The sequence below is a fragment of the Lentzea aerocolonigenes genome, from assembly GCF_000974445.1.
Lineage (GTDB): Bacteria > Actinomycetota > Actinomycetes > Mycobacteriales > Pseudonocardiaceae > Lentzea > Lentzea aerocolonigenes.
Genome location: NZ_BBOJ01000006.1, coordinates 269,334 through 284,251, shown reverse-complemented (window position 1 = coordinate 284,251; position 14,918 = coordinate 269,334). Strand labels below are relative to the sequence as shown.

General features: G+C 68.6%; 13 protein-coding genes and 4 pseudogenes. 6 read left to right on the top strand and 11 right to left on the bottom strand.

What is annotated here, in order from left to right; genetic code table 11:
- Positions 1-79: 79 nt before the first annotated feature.
- Positions 80-1,228, bottom strand: a complete 1,149-nt coding sequence (locus tag AOM45_RS14180; RefSeq protein ID WP_236703544.1) for an alpha-L-rhamnosidase-related protein — start codon at positions 1,226-1,228, stop codon at positions 80-82.
- 265 nt (positions 1,229-1,493) lie between these two features.
- Here AOM45_RS14180 and AOM45_RS52860 point away from each other — a divergent pair.
- A pseudogene (locus tag AOM45_RS52860) lies at positions 1,494-1,688 on the top strand (cold-shock protein); the annotation flags it as partial.
- A gap of 39 nt (positions 1,689-1,727) precedes the next feature.
- Positions 1,728-2,432 carry a cold shock domain-containing protein gene (locus tag AOM45_RS53790; protein ID WP_372497396.1) on the top strand — a complete coding sequence of 235 codons (705 nt, stop codon included), beginning with the start codon at positions 1,728-1,730 and terminating at the stop codon, positions 2,430-2,432.
- Between the two features lie 620 nt (positions 2,433-3,052).
- Here AOM45_RS53790 and AOM45_RS14165 read toward each other — a convergent pair.
- The 3 genes from AOM45_RS14165 to AOM45_RS51755 form a co-directional block, all read right to left on the bottom strand.
- A complete protein-coding gene (locus tag AOM45_RS14165; RefSeq protein WP_156094207.1) occupies positions 3,053-4,072 on the bottom strand; it encodes a trypsin-like serine peptidase in 1,020 nt (339 codons plus the stop codon).
- Positions 4,073-4,511: 439 nt separating this feature from the next.
- Positions 4,512-5,201: a hypothetical protein gene (locus AOM45_RS14160; protein WP_156094206.1), complete on the bottom strand. Its 690-nt coding sequence runs from the start codon at positions 5,199-5,201 to the stop codon at positions 4,512-4,514.
- A gap of 458 nt (positions 5,202-5,659) precedes the next feature.
- Positions 5,660-5,926, bottom strand: a complete 267-nt coding sequence (locus AOM45_RS51755) for a hypothetical protein (protein WP_030471376.1) — start codon at positions 5,924-5,926, stop codon at positions 5,660-5,662.
- A 34-nt stretch (positions 5,927-5,960) separates the two neighbouring features.
- Here AOM45_RS51755 and AOM45_RS53480 point away from each other — a divergent pair, with 34 nt between their 5' ends.
- Positions 5,961-6,083, top strand: coding sequence for a hypothetical protein (locus AOM45_RS53480; protein WP_269083642.1), 123 nt, complete (start codon positions 5,961-5,963; stop codon positions 6,081-6,083).
- 581 nt (positions 6,084-6,664) lie between these two features.
- Positions 6,665-7,408, top strand: a complete 744-nt coding sequence (locus AOM45_RS14150) for an AAA family ATPase (protein ID WP_030471375.1) — start codon at positions 6,665-6,667, stop codon at positions 7,406-7,408.
- 164 nt (positions 7,409-7,572) lie between these two features.
- On the opposite strand, the pseudogene AOM45_RS14145 reads toward AOM45_RS14150, so the two are convergent.
- The 3 genes and pseudogenes from AOM45_RS14145 to AOM45_RS14135 form a co-directional block, all read right to left on the bottom strand.
- Positions 7,573-8,969: pseudogene (locus AOM45_RS14145) on the bottom strand (IS1380 family transposase).
- A 153-nt stretch (positions 8,970-9,122) separates the two neighbouring features.
- A complete protein-coding gene (locus AOM45_RS14140; protein ID WP_030471374.1) occupies positions 9,123-10,247 on the bottom strand; it encodes a nucleotide disphospho-sugar-binding domain-containing protein in 1,125 nt (374 codons plus the stop codon).
- 50 nt (positions 10,248-10,297) lie between these two features.
- A pseudogene (locus AOM45_RS14135) lies at positions 10,298-10,963 on the bottom strand (oxidoreductase dimerization domain-containing protein); the annotation flags it as partial.
- Between AOM45_RS14135 and AOM45_RS14130 the strand changes: the two are divergent.
- The gene (locus AOM45_RS14130) at positions 10,901-11,317 is read left to right on the top strand and encodes an aromatic-ring hydroxylase C-terminal domain-containing protein (protein ID WP_346004601.1); all 417 of its coding nucleotides are present in this window, start codon (positions 10,901-10,903) and stop codon (positions 11,315-11,317) included. The pseudogene AOM45_RS14135 and the gene AOM45_RS14130 sit on opposite strands and share 63 nt — an antisense overlap.
- Before the next feature lie 36 nt (positions 11,318-11,353).
- Complete coding sequence (locus tag AOM45_RS14125) at positions 11,354-11,710, top strand: carboxymuconolactone decarboxylase family protein (protein ID WP_030471372.1); 357 nt, start codon at positions 11,354-11,356, stop codon at positions 11,708-11,710.
- 105 nt (positions 11,711-11,815) lie between these two features.
- Here AOM45_RS14125 and AOM45_RS53785 read toward each other — a convergent pair.
- The 4 genes and pseudogenes from AOM45_RS53785 to AOM45_RS14115 all read right to left on the bottom strand — a co-directional run.
- Positions 11,816-12,010, bottom strand: a pseudogene (locus AOM45_RS53785) (multicopper oxidase domain-containing protein); the annotation flags it as partial.
- A 329-nt stretch (positions 12,011-12,339) separates the two neighbouring features.
- A complete protein-coding gene (locus AOM45_RS50855) occupies positions 12,340-12,726 on the bottom strand; it encodes a hypothetical protein (RefSeq protein ID WP_156094204.1) in 387 nt (128 codons plus the stop codon).
- A complete protein-coding gene (locus AOM45_RS14120; RefSeq protein ID WP_030471371.1) occupies positions 12,723-13,595 on the bottom strand; it encodes a sugar-transfer associated ATP-grasp domain-containing protein in 873 nt (290 codons plus the stop codon). The genes AOM45_RS50855 and AOM45_RS14120 overlap by 4 nt, the downstream gene beginning before the upstream one ends.
- A complete protein-coding gene (locus AOM45_RS14115; protein WP_156094203.1) occupies positions 13,592-14,719 on the bottom strand; it encodes a 7TM domain-containing protein in 1,128 nt (375 codons plus the stop codon). The genes AOM45_RS14120 and AOM45_RS14115 overlap by 4 nt, the downstream gene beginning before the upstream one ends.
- Between the last annotated feature and the right edge of the window lie 199 nt (positions 14,720-14,918).

Here is a 14,918-nt window from a genome sequence, read left to right as displayed (position 1 = left end):
TGATGACGATCATGTACACGGGTAGGTCCTGTATCGGTCCGAACCGGTCGTGCGCACGATGACGTTGGACCCGAATTCGCTAGGCGCCGCAGCTGTCGACATGGGTACCGGGACCTGCGGTGAAACTCCGCCCGTCCGGCATCGTTGCAGTCGCGGTTGTTCCTGGCGGCACCGTGACGGACAGGTGGAACAGGTCGTCCGTGATGTGCCACTGAGACGTGGTGCGGCCGTGCACGGAGTCGAGCTCGGCCTCTGCCCACGTGAGGCCGCCACCCGGCTGCGGACGCACCTCGAAGTGGCGGTATCCCGGAGAGTCCTCGCGTAGCCGGATTCCCGCGGTGTAGCAGTGCAGGAACGAGACAACCGCGCCCTTGCTGTAGTGGTTGAGCGAGGCGTGCGGGGTGCCGTGTTCGTCGAGGCCGTCCCAGTGCTCCCAGATCGTGGTCGCCCCGCGGTCGATCATGGTCAGCCACGACGGCGCGGTGTCCTGGAACAACAACTCGTAGGCCACGCCGAGGTGCCCTGTGTCCGCGAGCACAGGCAGGAGATACGGCGTGGCGAGGAACCCGGTGCCCAGATGGGTGCCTGCAGCGCGGATCAGTTCGACGAGCCGGTCCGCGGTGGCCGCCCGCAGATCATCGGGAACCAGACCGAAAGCAAGCGCCCGTACGTACGTCGCCTGGGTGTTCGGGATCAGCGAGCCGTCGTCTGCGATGAACTCCTTGTGCCAGGCGTTGAGCGTGTTCGCCGCGAGGAGTGCGTAGCGGCCGGCGTCGTGGGGGTGTCCGGTGAGGGCGCAGATTCTGGACAGCAACGATGCCGAGCGGTACAGGTACGCGGTCGCCACCGCACCGTGGTCCGCGGTGCGGAAGGCCTCTTCGTCGACGTCCGGCTCGCACCACTCGCCCCAGTGGAAGCCGCCGTCCCAGACGAACTCGTGGTGTGGCGCCTGGGCGGTGCGGCTCGGGTGGCTTCGGGTGCGGGCGCGTTCCGCGGCGAAGTCGACCCAGCGGGTCATCATCGGCCGGAACTCCGCGAGCACGGCGAGGTCGTTGTAGACCAGGTACAGCTCCCACGGCACGATGACCGACGCGTCGCCCCATCCGGAGGAACCGGCGAACTGGTCCAGGATTTCGGCCGGCAGATGCTGGACGGCGCGTCCGCCCGGGTCGGGTGCGAAGTTGGTGAGACAGCCGTTGTCCCACTGGTCGACCGCGAGGTCGCGCAGCCATTTGACCGTCGTTCATCGTCGGCGAGTACACGGCTTGATCAACGAGTAGGAATCTGCGGCGGCCTGAGGCGCAGGTCAGACCACCAGGCATAGTTTTGGCCCCCACACGTCCGCATACTCGGGCAACGGCTGGTGACGGCGCGTGAACTCGGTGACTTCGGCGAGGTACTCACGGCGGAGCTGTCGCGCGTCGGGATCAGGATGTAAAGACAGCGCCTGGGACACTGGACCCCCGACCAACCCGCTAGACCAGGAGTGCACCGTGCAGCAGGGAACCGTCCGCTGGTACGACCTCGAGCGCGGCTTCGGCTTCCTCGCCCCCGACGACGGCAGCGACGACATCTTCGTGCACGTCTCGCAGGTGCAGGGCGAGGGCGCGGCCCGGGCGCTGCGCGAGGGCCAGACGGTGGAGTTCGAGACCGGTGAGGGACCCCGCGGTCCGCAGGCGCTGCGCGTCGTCGTCACCGGGGACGGCTCGCCCGACGCGGCCCTGGGCGTGCTCGCCACCGTCTCCTGGTACGAGCCGGCCAAGGGCTACGGGTTCGCCGTGCCGGACGGCGGGGGCGCGGAGGTGTTCGTGCACTCCTCCGCCATCGTCACCGGGGGCGTCCTGGCGGCCGGGCAGCGGGTGGCCTTCGTCGTCATCGCGGGGGAGAAGGGGCCGCAGGCCCAGCACGTGGTGCCGCTGAGCTTCGACGCCGGGGTCCGCAGAGCCCCTCTGGCCGCGCCCGGCGACGGCGCCGACGGCTCCGTCCTGTGGTTCGACGAGGAGAAGTCGTTCGGCTTCGTGGCCGCCGACGACGGGGCGGGCGACGTGTTCCTGCACGTGCGTGCCCTGGTCGACGACCGGTATCTGCCGGTGGAGGGTGACCGGGTCTCGTTCACCACGGTCACCGTGGACCAGGGTCGTCAGGCGCGCGAGGTGCGGTTCGTGGCCACCGGCGAGCCGGTGGAGGCTGCCGCAGCGCCCAGCCAGGCCCGTTCGTCCGCCCGGCCCGCAGCCCGCGCCGGCGACGGCACGGTGGCCCGCTACGACGCCGACCGCGGCTTCGGCTTCATCACCCCCGACGCGGGCGGGCCCGACCTCTTCGTGCACGTCTCGGTGGTCTCGGGCGAGCCCCTGGTGGCTGGTGAGCGGGTGCGCTTCCGCATCCGGCAGAGCGACCGGGGCCCGCAGGCCGACGCCGTCGAGCGCGCCTGACCGTCCGGTGGTCGTAGCGCACCCGCAAGCCGCGCGCGACGGGCGGGTGGAGCTCGCCTGCGGCGGGGTGACGGTCGCACCGGGACCTCGCTGGAGTGCCTGGCCGTCCTGGACGGGGTGCCGGCCGCCGAGGTTGTCACGTACGTCCACGCCTCCCGCAGCGCGTCCGCGGCGGGTCGGTTCATGAGCCAGGAGACCAGGCGGCATGGTGAGGGGTGCGACGCGGTCGAGGTTGGTCCGGCTCTGATTGAGAGAAATTCGGACTGTCGAACCAGCGCAGACGACGCGCGGTGTGTGCCGGGAAATACGTACCTGCAGGCCGCGATTGAGCCCAGGCAAGCCCATGCCTTGTCGTCCGAACAGGACTAAAAGTTCGACGGGCCGTCGCCGGCCGCGCCGAGCCAGGGCGAGATGTGGGTGCCGAATTCGGCGACCTAGGGCACCCGCGGTGAGTCGTATGTGCAGCCGCTCGCCCCGGATGCGGTCGGGGCGCGTCGACCTGGCCGCCGAACACCACCTTGCCTTCTGGGCCAACGAGTCCGACCGTGGTGAGAGGGGGCTGCCCAGGCAGCCCCCTCTCGGTACAACCCGGCGCGCGGTGTTACGACGGTTCAGGTGGCTTACCTGGCTTGCACGTCCGCGCGGACGTTGATCGCGGCTTGGCCGAGTGGCGGGCTGTAGATGTCCTGGCCCCCGCTGCCGACGTGGAAGCTGTGGCTGCCGATCACGTAGCCCCAGCCACGCGACCGCAGGTCGTAGATCCACGGTCCGCCACTGGCGCCACTTCCCAGGTCACAGTTGATAGATCGGTAACCGGGGACGGACGAGGAACCCACGCAGTACCGCAGGTCCTCACCGCTGGAGCTGATCCCCGACCGCGCCGGGTGGGTGTTCTGGGCGTATCCGAAGGCACGCACGTCGCCGTAAGTCGCCGACGAGGGGGTCCTGCCGAACTTGTACCCCTGCCATCCGACGACGTCACCGACCTTGCCGCGCGAGTTGGAGTTGAGCGCGAGTGCGGCCATGTCGTAGTAGTGATCGCCGCCGTCGTGGTAGCGGGTGGGTACCGACCAGGCCTTCGCGGTCCACGTCCCGTAGGGCCGCGACCCGTTGTGGTAGTCGGGGGCGAACTTGAAGTTCTTGTACCAGCCGCGGTGACCGTTGCTGACGCAGTGGCCTGCGGTCCAGATCGTGTTGTGGTTGCTGGCGCTGATGACCGTGGCGGTGCAGTAGTGGTTGCTGCCGTCCGAGTGGGTCATGTACAGCTTGCCGATGCTGCGCGCGGGGAGTCTCCCGTGTCCTGCCCAGACTTTGGACGTCCGGAAGTACGCCAGCGCCTCGTCGCTTTGGGCCGCGAGTGTGTCGGCGGGCCCGGCGTCACCGTCCCCGCTTTCGCTGACGTCGGGCTCGGTCGGCGTGGTCGTGGTATCGCTGTTCGGCGGGGACGGGTCGACCATCGGGGTGGCTTGCTGCATCCGCGCTTCGGTCCAGTAAGCGTCGACGCTGCCGGCGGGCTCGCTCCCGATGCCGGAGGTGGTCTCACTGGCCGCGGTCGCGGCGGAAGTCCCCGGCGAGACGAGCGCGAGGGTGCAACAGGCTGCGGCGAGCACAGCGGAAACGGGTTTGAATCGACGGGACAATGCAACTCCCCAGTTACGTGTGAAGTGTCGGAATTGCGCGCTGTGACTGGGTTTCGCAGTCTTCACGCCCGGACGACCGGGAGCCTAGGAGGCGATCATCAGGGACCCGCCCGATGTCGGACACAGTCGGACACTGTCGGACGCTCTCATTTTTGTTTGACTGTCAGCGCTTTTGCACGAGTCCGTTGATGTGCACATACGCGCGACGGCGTGCACGCGATCCCGCAACCCCAAGTTGGCCAACACCGATGCCGCGCAGTCACAGCGCTCACTGGTGTAGCCGCCCGCATCGCCCGGCGCTTTGCCGCTAGTTCAGAGCCGAGATCGTGGTCGATCGCATTTCTTCCCACCGAGAGAACCTGACCACAGCCCCGGCTTCCCGCGGTACCCCCAAGCGCCTGGGCCGCCGTGTTCGGTGCGCAGGCGGGGGTGTTCACGGTCAGATGCGCGGCAGGTAGGCGGAAACCTCGGCGATGGCGTCGAGGGTGTCGTGGTCGAAGTGGCCGGAGAAGAGTTCGGTTTCGGCGATGGTGACGGATTTGCCGTTGCGGTCGCTGCCGTAGTTCTCTCCGGTGAAGCGGATGTCGGCCAGACCGAGCGCGGTTGAGCCCAGGGGCCGGATGTCGCCACTGCCGGGGATGTCGATGACGGTCTTGAACTTGCCGGCGTCCTTGGTCGAGGCGAGGCCGACCCAGGCCACCGACAGCACCGCGGTGTTGCCTGCGCCGTCGCCGATGAGGAACACGGCGCGCTCGAGGGAGGTACAGCGGGTGCGGGTGAAGAAGTCGCGGACCTGCCCGAACGACATCGCGACGCACTCAGCCTGCTGACGGGCGGTGCGCTTGAGCTGCTTGACCCCGAGGCGTTGCCAGGCTGCGTCGCTGTCGCCTTTGCGCGCGGACTTCTGCCCCTCGCTCCTGCGGGCTTTGAGCTGCGGGGACCCGCCCGAACCCGCCCCGGATGCGGCCTCGTCGGCGACGGTGCCGACTTCGGAGACCACACCGGACCCGCCTGCGATGGTGAAGCCACCGGCACCGCCGGCCAGGCCGAGCGCGAGCACCCCGGCCGCCACCACCGCCCCGCTCTTGCCGCCACTGCCCCCGATCGGGACGCGCCGACCGTTGATCATTCTGAACTTCATCAGATTCCCGCCCTCAGCTGGATCGTGTTCACACCACAGCCGCTTCTGGTCGCTGATCTTGTGCCCAGCGACGAGAACTGTCGGTGACCGTTCTGCGGCGCTCTGTGAGCAAACGCGACCGGGCGCCCACCCGTTGACCGGCAAATGGGTGGATGAGAGCAAGGCGTGAAGGCGACCTTCGTGGTTTGCGCCGGAACGCGGCGGTTCGTTGATGCCTGCACGCGAGTGGGCGTTTCACGGTGATCAGTTCCGTGAAGTTGATGGTGGTCGGCATCCGAATCGGGTGCATGGGCGGTGGGTCGGTGAGTGCAGGTGTTGGTGCCGGATCCGATGGCTGCGCCGTGGGTGCGGACCCGGCGCAGAATGCGCACAGCCTCGACAAGTCCACAGCCCCTGTGACGGCGCCGCTGGCCCGAGCCTCGTGGCGGCCAGTCGAGCCGAGTCACTCACGGGACAAGGCGGCCACCTCCAGATCGAGTTCGCAGCACGCGGAGCAGCACCTCGTCGTCGATCTCCGTCAGGTCCCGCGCCCTGACGAACTCGTCGCGCTCGGCTTCGAGCATCGCCTTGCGTTCTCGCTCCCTCAGGCGCCGGGACAGCCGGTACGGGATCCACGCGGCGGGGTACATCCAGACGAACCTGGCGAGGATCGTCGCGAGCAGGACCGTGGCGGCGCCGGCAAGCAACGCGGCCGACGTCCGCTGGTGGCCCACCAGCAGGAGACTGGAACAAGCTTTCCTGTCCGGAGTGTCGCAGCTGCCGGAGCGCGGCAGGCGCCTGCTGCTGATCGCCGCGGCACCGGAGTCGTCGCTCGGCCAGCTGATGAGAGCGGCGGCCTGCGCGGGGCTGGGCCCGGACGACCAGCACTGACTTCAGGTGACGCTCGTTGATGATGAGCAGCCGGTCTGTGAGCTCTCGCCTGACGGTGCCGACAAACCGTTCGGCGTAGCAGTTGGCCCGCGGACACTGCGGCGGGATCTTTACAACGTCGATGCCGGCGTCAGCGAGAACGGAATCGAACGATGCCGTGAACTGGCCAGACCTGTCACGAACCAGGAAACGAAACTCGCTGGCCCGGTCACCCAACTCCATGAGCAAGTTGCGAGCCTGCTGCGTAGTCCACGGGCCGTCAGGGTTGGTGGTCGTGCCGAGGATGTGGACGTAGCGGGTGCCGACCTCCATCACGACGAACAGTCGACGCAGACGTCCGGTGGCCGAGCTTCAGCAGTTCACCCTGGATACGCCGATAACCCCGGCCCGTGTTCTCCCGCGCCATGGTCTCGACCACCGCCACCACGGTCTCATCGACCTGCGGTCTTCCAGTCCGCGTGCCCAACATGTGTGATCCGCAGTGCGGGCCGAGCTGCAGCCCGGCGTGTCGACCGGCCGGCAACTGCACACCTACGGGAGCCTGCGCTCCGGACTACCACTGACCGAAGGAACTGCCGCTCATGCTCGCCCGCCGTGCGTACATCCCCGCCGAGCAGCGTCCTCGTGACTCACGGCGGACATGGCCGCTCGACGTGCCGTGCGTCGCCCAGCTGGCGGACGAAGGGATGACATTCGAGCGGCCGGTGACCTTCCTGGTCGGCGAGAACGGCTCCGGAAAGTCGACCCTGGTCGAGGCGTTCGCTGAAGCGTGGGGGCTGGACGCGCAGGGCGGGCGGGCTGGGCGGAAGTACGTCAACGACAGGCCGAAGTCCGTGCTCGGCGAGATGGTGCAGTTCGAGACGACCGCGGCCGGCGCCCGGCATCGGATCGGGCCGCGGACGAAGCGCAAGGGCTACTTCCTGCGCGCGGAGACCGCGTTCGGGTTCATGAACGCGGTCAGCGGGATGCGCGGGTATTGGGACGAGGACACGAGCGAGATGAGCCACGGCGAAGGCTTTCTCACCGTGTTCGCCGCGATGTTCCGCGAACCAGGCTTCTACCTCATGGACGAGCCCGAGGCGGCGCTGTCATTCCAGTCCTGCCTGCGTTTGATGCACCTGATGTACGAGCTCGGCAAGTCGGGTGCGCAGATCATCTGTGCGACCCACTCGCCGATCCTGGCGTCCACACCGGACGCCGACATCATCGAAGTGGGCGAGCACGGCTTTCACCGGTCCAAGTGGGAGGACCTGGCACTGGTCGACCACTGGCGCAGGTACATGGCCACACCTGAGGCCTATCTGCGTCACGTCACCGAGGACTAGCCCGGATCTTTCGCGCGGGTGAGGGCCCCGCGCCGCTGCGTTGGCGGCTCGGTGACCTCTTCTTGTGTTCGGGGTGGGCGGGTTTGCCCCTTTGTCGACTGGGGTGTCGCCGGGTTCCACGTGTCCGGTGGTGGTGCTTGTTGGTAGGGACGGTTTCGGGCTGGTCAGGTCGGTGCGGGCAGGGTGGTCAGGCGCTGGTGGGCGGTGAGGGCCAGGTTGGCCCAGGGGCATGTGCGGCCAGTCGTAGGTGGATGAGTCGGGCGTGGTGGGCGATGCGTCCGGCGATGGTGAACAGCCGTAGCCGCAGGCGTTTGGGCTCCCAGCGGCGAGCGGGGTGGTCGTGCAGGGCGAGCATCTGCATCCACGCGGTCAGTTCGAGGGCGAGTGCGACGATCGCGACCCAGATCTGGTTGTGGGCGAATCCGTGCAGGGGCAGGTTCGATAGGCCGGTGGCTTTGGCGGCGCGGATACGGTCCTCGGCGCGGGCGCGGCGGCGGTGCCGTAGTTCGAGGTCGGCCAGTTGGCCGCGGCCGGTATTGGTGGCGAACGCGGTCAGGCGGTTGCCGTCGGCGTCGGTGAACCGCAGTTGCGCGCCGGGATGCGGCCGTTCCTTGCGCACGATGACCCGCATGCCGGGTGGCCGGCCGGCGAGGTCCAGCACGCCGGTGGCCTCGGCAACCCAAGCGCCGTCGCGGGGTGTGCGCTCGTCGTCGTAGGCCGGGGGCCACGCCTGGCCGGGGATCTGGGCGATGCGCTGCACCGCGTCATCGGGCAGGGTGAACCCGAGCGAGTAGCCCGGTTTCCGTGCGTGCAGCCAATCCACGAACTCGTGGGTGCCGCCACCGGAGTCGGCGCGGATCAGCACCTTGCGGCCGATCCGGCCGCCCTTGCCGGTGAACGGCAATTGCCGCAACGCATCCCGCGCCACGCTGATGTGATCTGCCGCCGTGTTCGAGCCGGCGTTACCCGGTCGCAGCAGGATGGATAGGGGTTCCCCGGTGCCCTCGGCACCGTGATCGACAAACGCGCACAGCGGGTGGAAGCCGTAGCCCCGCTTGAACGTCGGCGCCGCCTTCTCCTTGTCCGAATGCGCGGTCACCAACGTCGCGTCCACATCGACGATCACCGGATGATCGCCACTGATGCCACGGTCCGGGGCGTGCGCACCAGCCAGCTTCCACGCCCCGGCACGTGCCCTCGCACGGGCGGCGGCGATCGCGGCCAGCGCCTTGTCCGCGTCCCGGGCCAACGTGTCAATCAGCCGCGACACCGTCGGATCCGAGGCAACCAGGCCGAACACCGCCTGCTCCGCCCGCACAGTCGCGATGTCGGCCAGGCAATCGCCGCCCAGGGCCACCGCGATCGCCAGATCACCGACGATCTTCCCAGGGTCGTGGATCGCGGTCGGCCGACACCACCGGCCCAGTGCCGCCGACAACGCACGATCAAGCCCGACCCTGACCATCGTCGCCACCAGCAGCGTCGCGCCCGCATTCGACACCACACCCGTGCCCGCAGTGTCGACCTTCAACGACGGGTACAACGCGGTAGGGTTCCTCACCAGAAAGGTGCTCCAGAACTTGTACGGATACGGCCCTCAGTAAGCCATATCCTCGCAGTTCAGAGCACCTTTCTGCTTGATCGACACCCGTCACACCAAACCGTCATGAATGCGGCGGGTTGCTGCACACCACGGTGTGCACCCCTGGCAAAGTCAGGCGAGGCCGGCGATTTTCGGCACGAGGTCGGCGGGCTTCGGCAGCGTCGCGATCTCGTCGGCCACCTCGGAGGCGGCCCGGCCCAGTTCCGGGTCGGTGAGCAGGCGGTCGATCAGCTCCGCGTCCACCTGATCCGGCTCCGAACGCAGACCGAGCCCGCGCCGCGCCACGGCGTCCGCGTTCACGTACTGGTCGGCGCCGTGCGGCAGCACGAGCTGCGTGACTCCGGCGTCGATCGCGGTCAGCGTCGAGCCGGCCCCGCCGTGGTGCACCAGCGCCGTGCAGGTCGGCAGCAGCGCGGACAGGGGCACCCACCCGGCCGCCCGCACGTTGTCCGGCAGTTCTCCCAATGGCGACGGGTCCGCGTCGCCGAGGGCGAGTACGAACTCGGCGTCCAGATGCCGTGCCACGTCGACGAGTTTGGTCAACGACGTGAGCGCGCCGACCTGGGTCAGCACCGTGCCGAGTGTCACCGCGACGCGCGGGCGCGCGGGCCGTTCGAGCACCCACTCGGGCAGCACGCCGCCTCCGTTGTACGGCACGTACCGCATCGGCCAGCCGCGCACCGGCCGGTCGACCATGCTCGGCGGCGCCACGTCGATCGACTCGTGCACCTCGGGAAACCCTTGCACGCCATGCCGTTCGCGTTCCTCGACCATCTTCTTGAAGATCGCCTCGGTCATCGACGCCTCGTCGGCGAACCCGAAGCCGTGCGACACGGCCGGCACGCCGAGCTTCGCGGCGACCAGCGGCCCGGTGCCCTCCATCGACGAGTACACGACCACGTCCGGCCGCCACGATTCGGCCGCCGACACGGTCCGGTCCACCGACACGCCGGACAACTTGGCGAAGATCGCGCCGACGAACTCCAACCCCTTCCCGGTGTCGACGTCCGTGCTGTAGTCGAACTCCTCGGGTTGCTCGCTGGCCGCCTGCTGGAACACCGCGCCGATGTCGACACCCGGCGCGGTGTCCACGACGTGCAGGCCGGCGTTCGCGGCCTCCTTGCCGCCCGCGGTCGCCACCAGCACCTCGTGGCCGGCGGCACGCAGCGCGTGCGCTAGGGAGATCGTGGGGAACACATGGCCAAGACCGGGGGAGGCCGCGAAGAGTGCGCGCACCATTCCCATCTAACACGCGATCGGCGACCTTGGCGAACGTGACGGAACGGTCAGTCGAGCGGCAGGTTCAGCAGCGCGTTCTCGATCAACTCCGGCATCGCCGGGTGAATCCAGTACTGGCCGCGCGCCATGCTTCGCACGTCCAGACCGAAGCTCATCGCCTGGATCACCGGCTGGATCAGCGTCGAGGCATGCGGGCCGATGATGTGCGCGCCGAGCAACTGGCCGGTCGACGGGGTCGGCGACCAGCTTGGCGAACCCGGTCGTGTCCTCCATCGCCCAGCCGTAGGCGATCCCGGCGTACTCCTGGCGGGACACCACGTGCCGCGCACCGCGCTCACGCGCCTGCACCTCGGTCAGGTCGACCGACGCGACCTGCGGCGAGGAGAATACCGCGTGCCGCACGAACCGGTGGTCGGCGGCGATCGGCTCGCCGGGGTGCAGCAGGTTGTGCTGGACTACCCGCGCCTCGTGGTTCGCCACGTGCTTGAGCTGGTGATACGACGACATGTCGCCCAGCGGTATACACCGTCCACAGTGGATCTCTGGTGCTCGTCGACGATCACATGACCGCCGTCGTCCACGGCGACCCCGGTGGCCGCCACGTCCAGCAGATCGGTGTTCGGACGGCGGCCGGTGGCGACCAGGATCTCTTGCGCCGCAAGGGTTTCGCCGTTGTCGAGCTGAAGTGTCCGGAGCGTGACCTGCCCGAACCGACCTTCGCCGACTACACGCCGTGTGCGGCACCTGGTTACCGCGCGCCGCATCTCTGGTTGGCGGACGGGAGCTCGCTCTACGACCACCTCGGCCTCGGCCTCGGCTTCACGCTGCTCGACTTCGGTGGAGTCGACGCAACCGAGTTGGCGAAGCGCGCCGAGGAACGCGGGATTCCGCTGGCGGTCTTCGCGCCGGACGAAGGGGACCGCGAGTCGCTGTTCGCCCTGTACGAACGCCGGGCCGCCCTCGTGCGCTCTGACCACCACGTCGTGTGGCGGGGGGACGAGCTGCCGGCGGAGATCGAGCACCTTCTCGACATCGTCACCGGACACGCCTCGTGGGGACACCTGTGACCGACCTGGAATCGGACCCCGGATTTCGTGCGCGGCATGCGAGTGCGCCGAGAGGTGCTGGGTGACGGCCGGGTCGACGGCTCAATCGCCCGGTTGAGCCCTTTCAACCGTCCGTTCTTCGACTACCTGACCCGGTCCGTCTGGGGCCAGGTGTGGAGCCGCGAGACGTTGGACCGCCGCGTGCGCAGCTGCATCACTCTCGGCATCCTCACGGCGCTCGGGCGCGAGGACGAGATTGCGCTGCACACCGAGGTCGCGGTGCGCAACGGACTGACTCCCGAAGAGATCGCGGAGGTGCTGCTTCACTCGGCGGTCTACGCCGGGGTACCGAACGCACGCGGCGCCATGTTGGTCGCCGAACGCGTGCTGGACGCGCTCGCGGCGAGTGACTGACAAACTACGGTCGATTCGCCCCAGGGCCGTTCGCGGTCCAGGTCCAGGCTGATAGGTCAGGGGCTGGCCGGGCTTGCCGGACAGGAAGATGTTGTCAGCGTTGCCCTCCGGGGACAGGTGCATCCCGTGGAAGTGCAGGTTGGTCGACGTGGTGAGATCGTTTTTCAGTTGCAGGGTGACGCGCTGGCCGGGAACCACGCGCAGGGTCGGCCCGACGAGGCTCCCGTTGTAGGTCTGCGCGAGCACCTTCTTGCCCGAGATCTCCACCTCTTGCTGAGCCGTCGTGAGCTGAACGGTCATCTCCGCGGGGGTTGCCGTGTTGAGATCGGGCGGTTCCACCAGTGCGGCGCCGGGAACCATGCCGGCCGCCTGCTCCTCGACGGACGACAGTCCCTTTCCTCCGGCGGCCGACACCGGCCCTCCGCGCTCGCATCCTGCGAGGCAGGCGGTCAGGAGAGCGGCCCCGGTAGCGAAGCCTCCGAGGCGGGCGATGCGCGATCGGGATGCGGTCGAGCGTGCGGTCAAAGGATCATCCCTCCGTGGGACAGGCTCATGAACGAGCGCAGGGCTGCAGTCCGACGTGGACGGTCGCGGCCGCGTCACGAGATCAGGTGAAGCCGAGCGGCCGGCTACCGATCGGACGTCGTTGCGCCGGTGCACTCGGGATCGTTGTCCGCGCAGACCGTCTCGTCCGCCCCGCCGGTGTCTCCGGCATCGCCCGCCGGCTGCTGCTGTTCCTCGTCCATTGGCCGGGGCTGCTCCGTTGTGGACGGTGCGACCGGTGGTTTCTTCGAGGTGCTGGGCTTCGTCGAGGTGCTGGGCTTCGGCGGTTTGGTCTTCGACGTGGTCGGCGTGGACGTGCTCGTCGTGGAGGTCACCGTTGGCGCGGCTTCGTTTCGCGACTCGGGCGACGGTGTGGTGGTGAGCAGGCTGTAGCCGAGCAGTGCGGCACCGGCCAGCGCCGCGAGGGCGCGTCCGGCGAACCACAGTCCGCTCTGGGCGAAGAGTGTTTTCAACGCGAGATACCTTCGTCGAGCGCGATGGATGCGATGAGGCCCTGGCCGCTGATGTTCTGGATCTGGAGGCCGGGCCGGGCGTTGACCTCGAGGATGAGTGGTCCTCTGGTCCTGTCGACGACGATGTCGGCTCCCAGGTAACGCAGCCCGGTGGCCGCCGCGCACCGGCTGGCCGCGTCGAGCACCGCCGTCCAGTGGGGAACGGCCGCGCCGATCAGCGGGTAGCCGGTGTCCGGGTGCGATTCGATCGGCTGGGTGCCGACGCGGGCCTTGGTGACGCGGCCGGTGTCGAGGTCGACGGCCGCGCCGATGGCGCGCTGGTGCAGGTTGGCCCGGCCGCCGCTGTGCTTGGTCGGCAGGCGCAGCATCGCGAGCCGCGGTTCGTCGCCGACGCAGATCACCCTGATGTCCGGCAGCCCCTGGAACGACATGCGGGCGAGTGCCGGGTGGGCGTGGATCAGCGGTTCGAACAGCGCCCAGTCGGTCAGCCGCGGGGAGAAGTCCCCGTCGATGATCCGCGCGAGGTGGCTGGTGATGTCGTTCTGGGACAACGGTTTACCGGAGACCTTCCGCCAGTGCGAGTCCTGTCGCCCGGCGGCGAGCATGATGCCGGAGCCGCCGAGTCCCTGGTTGGGCTTCATCGCCCAGCTGTCGGGCATCGCGGCCCAGTCGATGTCCTTGATCTCCCGGCGGGTCCGCACCAGCCGCACCGTCGGCGAGGTCGGAGCGCCGGCGTCGGTCAGCGCCTGTTTGGTCTCGTACTTGTTGTTCACCAGGCGAATCGCGTTCTTGGAGTTCACCTCGGCGATGAGTTTGTTGCGGGCGTTCATGCCCATGATGGGGTCCCAGCCGCGCAGCAGCGGGCTCATCTGACGGCCTCCTGCGCACGCGCGGCCGAGCTGAAGCGCAGCAGTTCGGTCAAGCGCAGGCCGCGATAGGTGCCCGCGACGAACGACCAGATGAGGCAGGCCGCGGCGAAGGACAGCGGCACGGTTTCGCCCAGGTAGCGCACCATCGGCGTGACCATCACCAGGGCCGAGATGATTCCGGCGCCGATGGTGAGCGCGGCGCTGCCGGCAGCGTCCTTCAGTCCGTCGGCTTCCCACTGCTCCCACAGCCTCTCGATGATCACCGCGGTGACCACGACCGGCAGCGAGGAGCCGACCAGCACCGACACTCCGTTGGCCGCGGTCATCTCCCGCAGTGCCAGCAGCACGAGCACGACCACCCCGACCAGCACCGCGAGCCTCGCCACCCGCGGCAGATGCGTGCGGTGCAGCACCGCCTGCGCCGCGAACCCGATCACGATCATCACGAAGGTGGTGGCCAGGCCGGCGGCCAGACCGGTCTGCGTGTAGCCCAGGGCGAGCAGCACGGGGCTGAAGGTGCCGAGCGTGTTGAGCCCGATCCACACCCGGAGGACGACCATGAGCAGGACGGCCAACGGCAGCAGTGCGAGCAGGGACTCGACACCGATGCTCGGGGCCGGGGTGAGCAGCACGCCGATCGAGTTCGGCGAGGCCTTGCCGTCCGGGGTGGTCAGCATCTGCTGGCCGATGCGCACCTGGAGGTCGGTGAGCTCCGCCCTGCCGATGAGCACCAGCGCGTCCCGGCCGGTCCGGCTGTTGACGTTGACCTTCGCCACCCGGTCGTGCCCGGCCAGCTTGAGGTTGGCCTGTACCTGCGGCCGCCGTTCCTTGCCCAGCGACGACGACACCGTGACCTTGGGCGCGTTCTCCAGGTCGAACCCGAGCTCCCTGGCCAGCTCGGTGTCCATTGAGGACGCGGCGGCACCGGAGTCGATGATCGCCTTGACCTCCGTCGTCTGACCCGTCGGCCCGATGATCCGGACGATCTCCTGCTCGCCGACGATGTCGGGGCCGATCACGTTCCTGGCGGGCGAGAACAGCAGCCCCGCCGACAGGACCGCCGCCCCGACCGCGATGACGACCACCTTGACGACCGCGGGAAGTCGGCCACGCCGAACCGTCACGCGCTGTGCTTCGGACACACGCTCTCCGATCTACCTCACTACCTGGATCTGGCTGATTCGCCAGACGAGGAGACACCGCGCGCACTGTTGAGTTGCGTTGATGTGCGGATGGATGCATCGCGATGTGCGGATAGATACATCGCGGCAGACGAGTCCGGCGCGATCCCCTCGAATGCCCGTTCGACTCCACTTTGCACAG

Coding starts and splice junctions, on each gene's coding strand:
- AOM45_RS14160 (WP_156094206.1), bottom strand. CDS start 5,201: ATGATCAACGGTCGGCGCGTCCCGATCGGGGGCAGTGGCGGCAAGAGC.
- AOM45_RS14150 (WP_030471375.1), top strand. CDS start 6,665: ATGCTCGCCCGCCGTGCGTACATCCCCGCCGAGCAGCGTCCTCGTGAC.
- AOM45_RS14125 (WP_030471372.1), top strand. CDS start 11,354: ATGCGAGTGCGCCGAGAGGTGCTGGGTGACGGCCGGGTCGACGGCTCA.
- AOM45_RS14120 (WP_030471371.1), bottom strand. CDS start 13,595: ATGAGCCCGCTGCTGCGCGGCTGGGACCCCATCATGGGCATGAACGCC.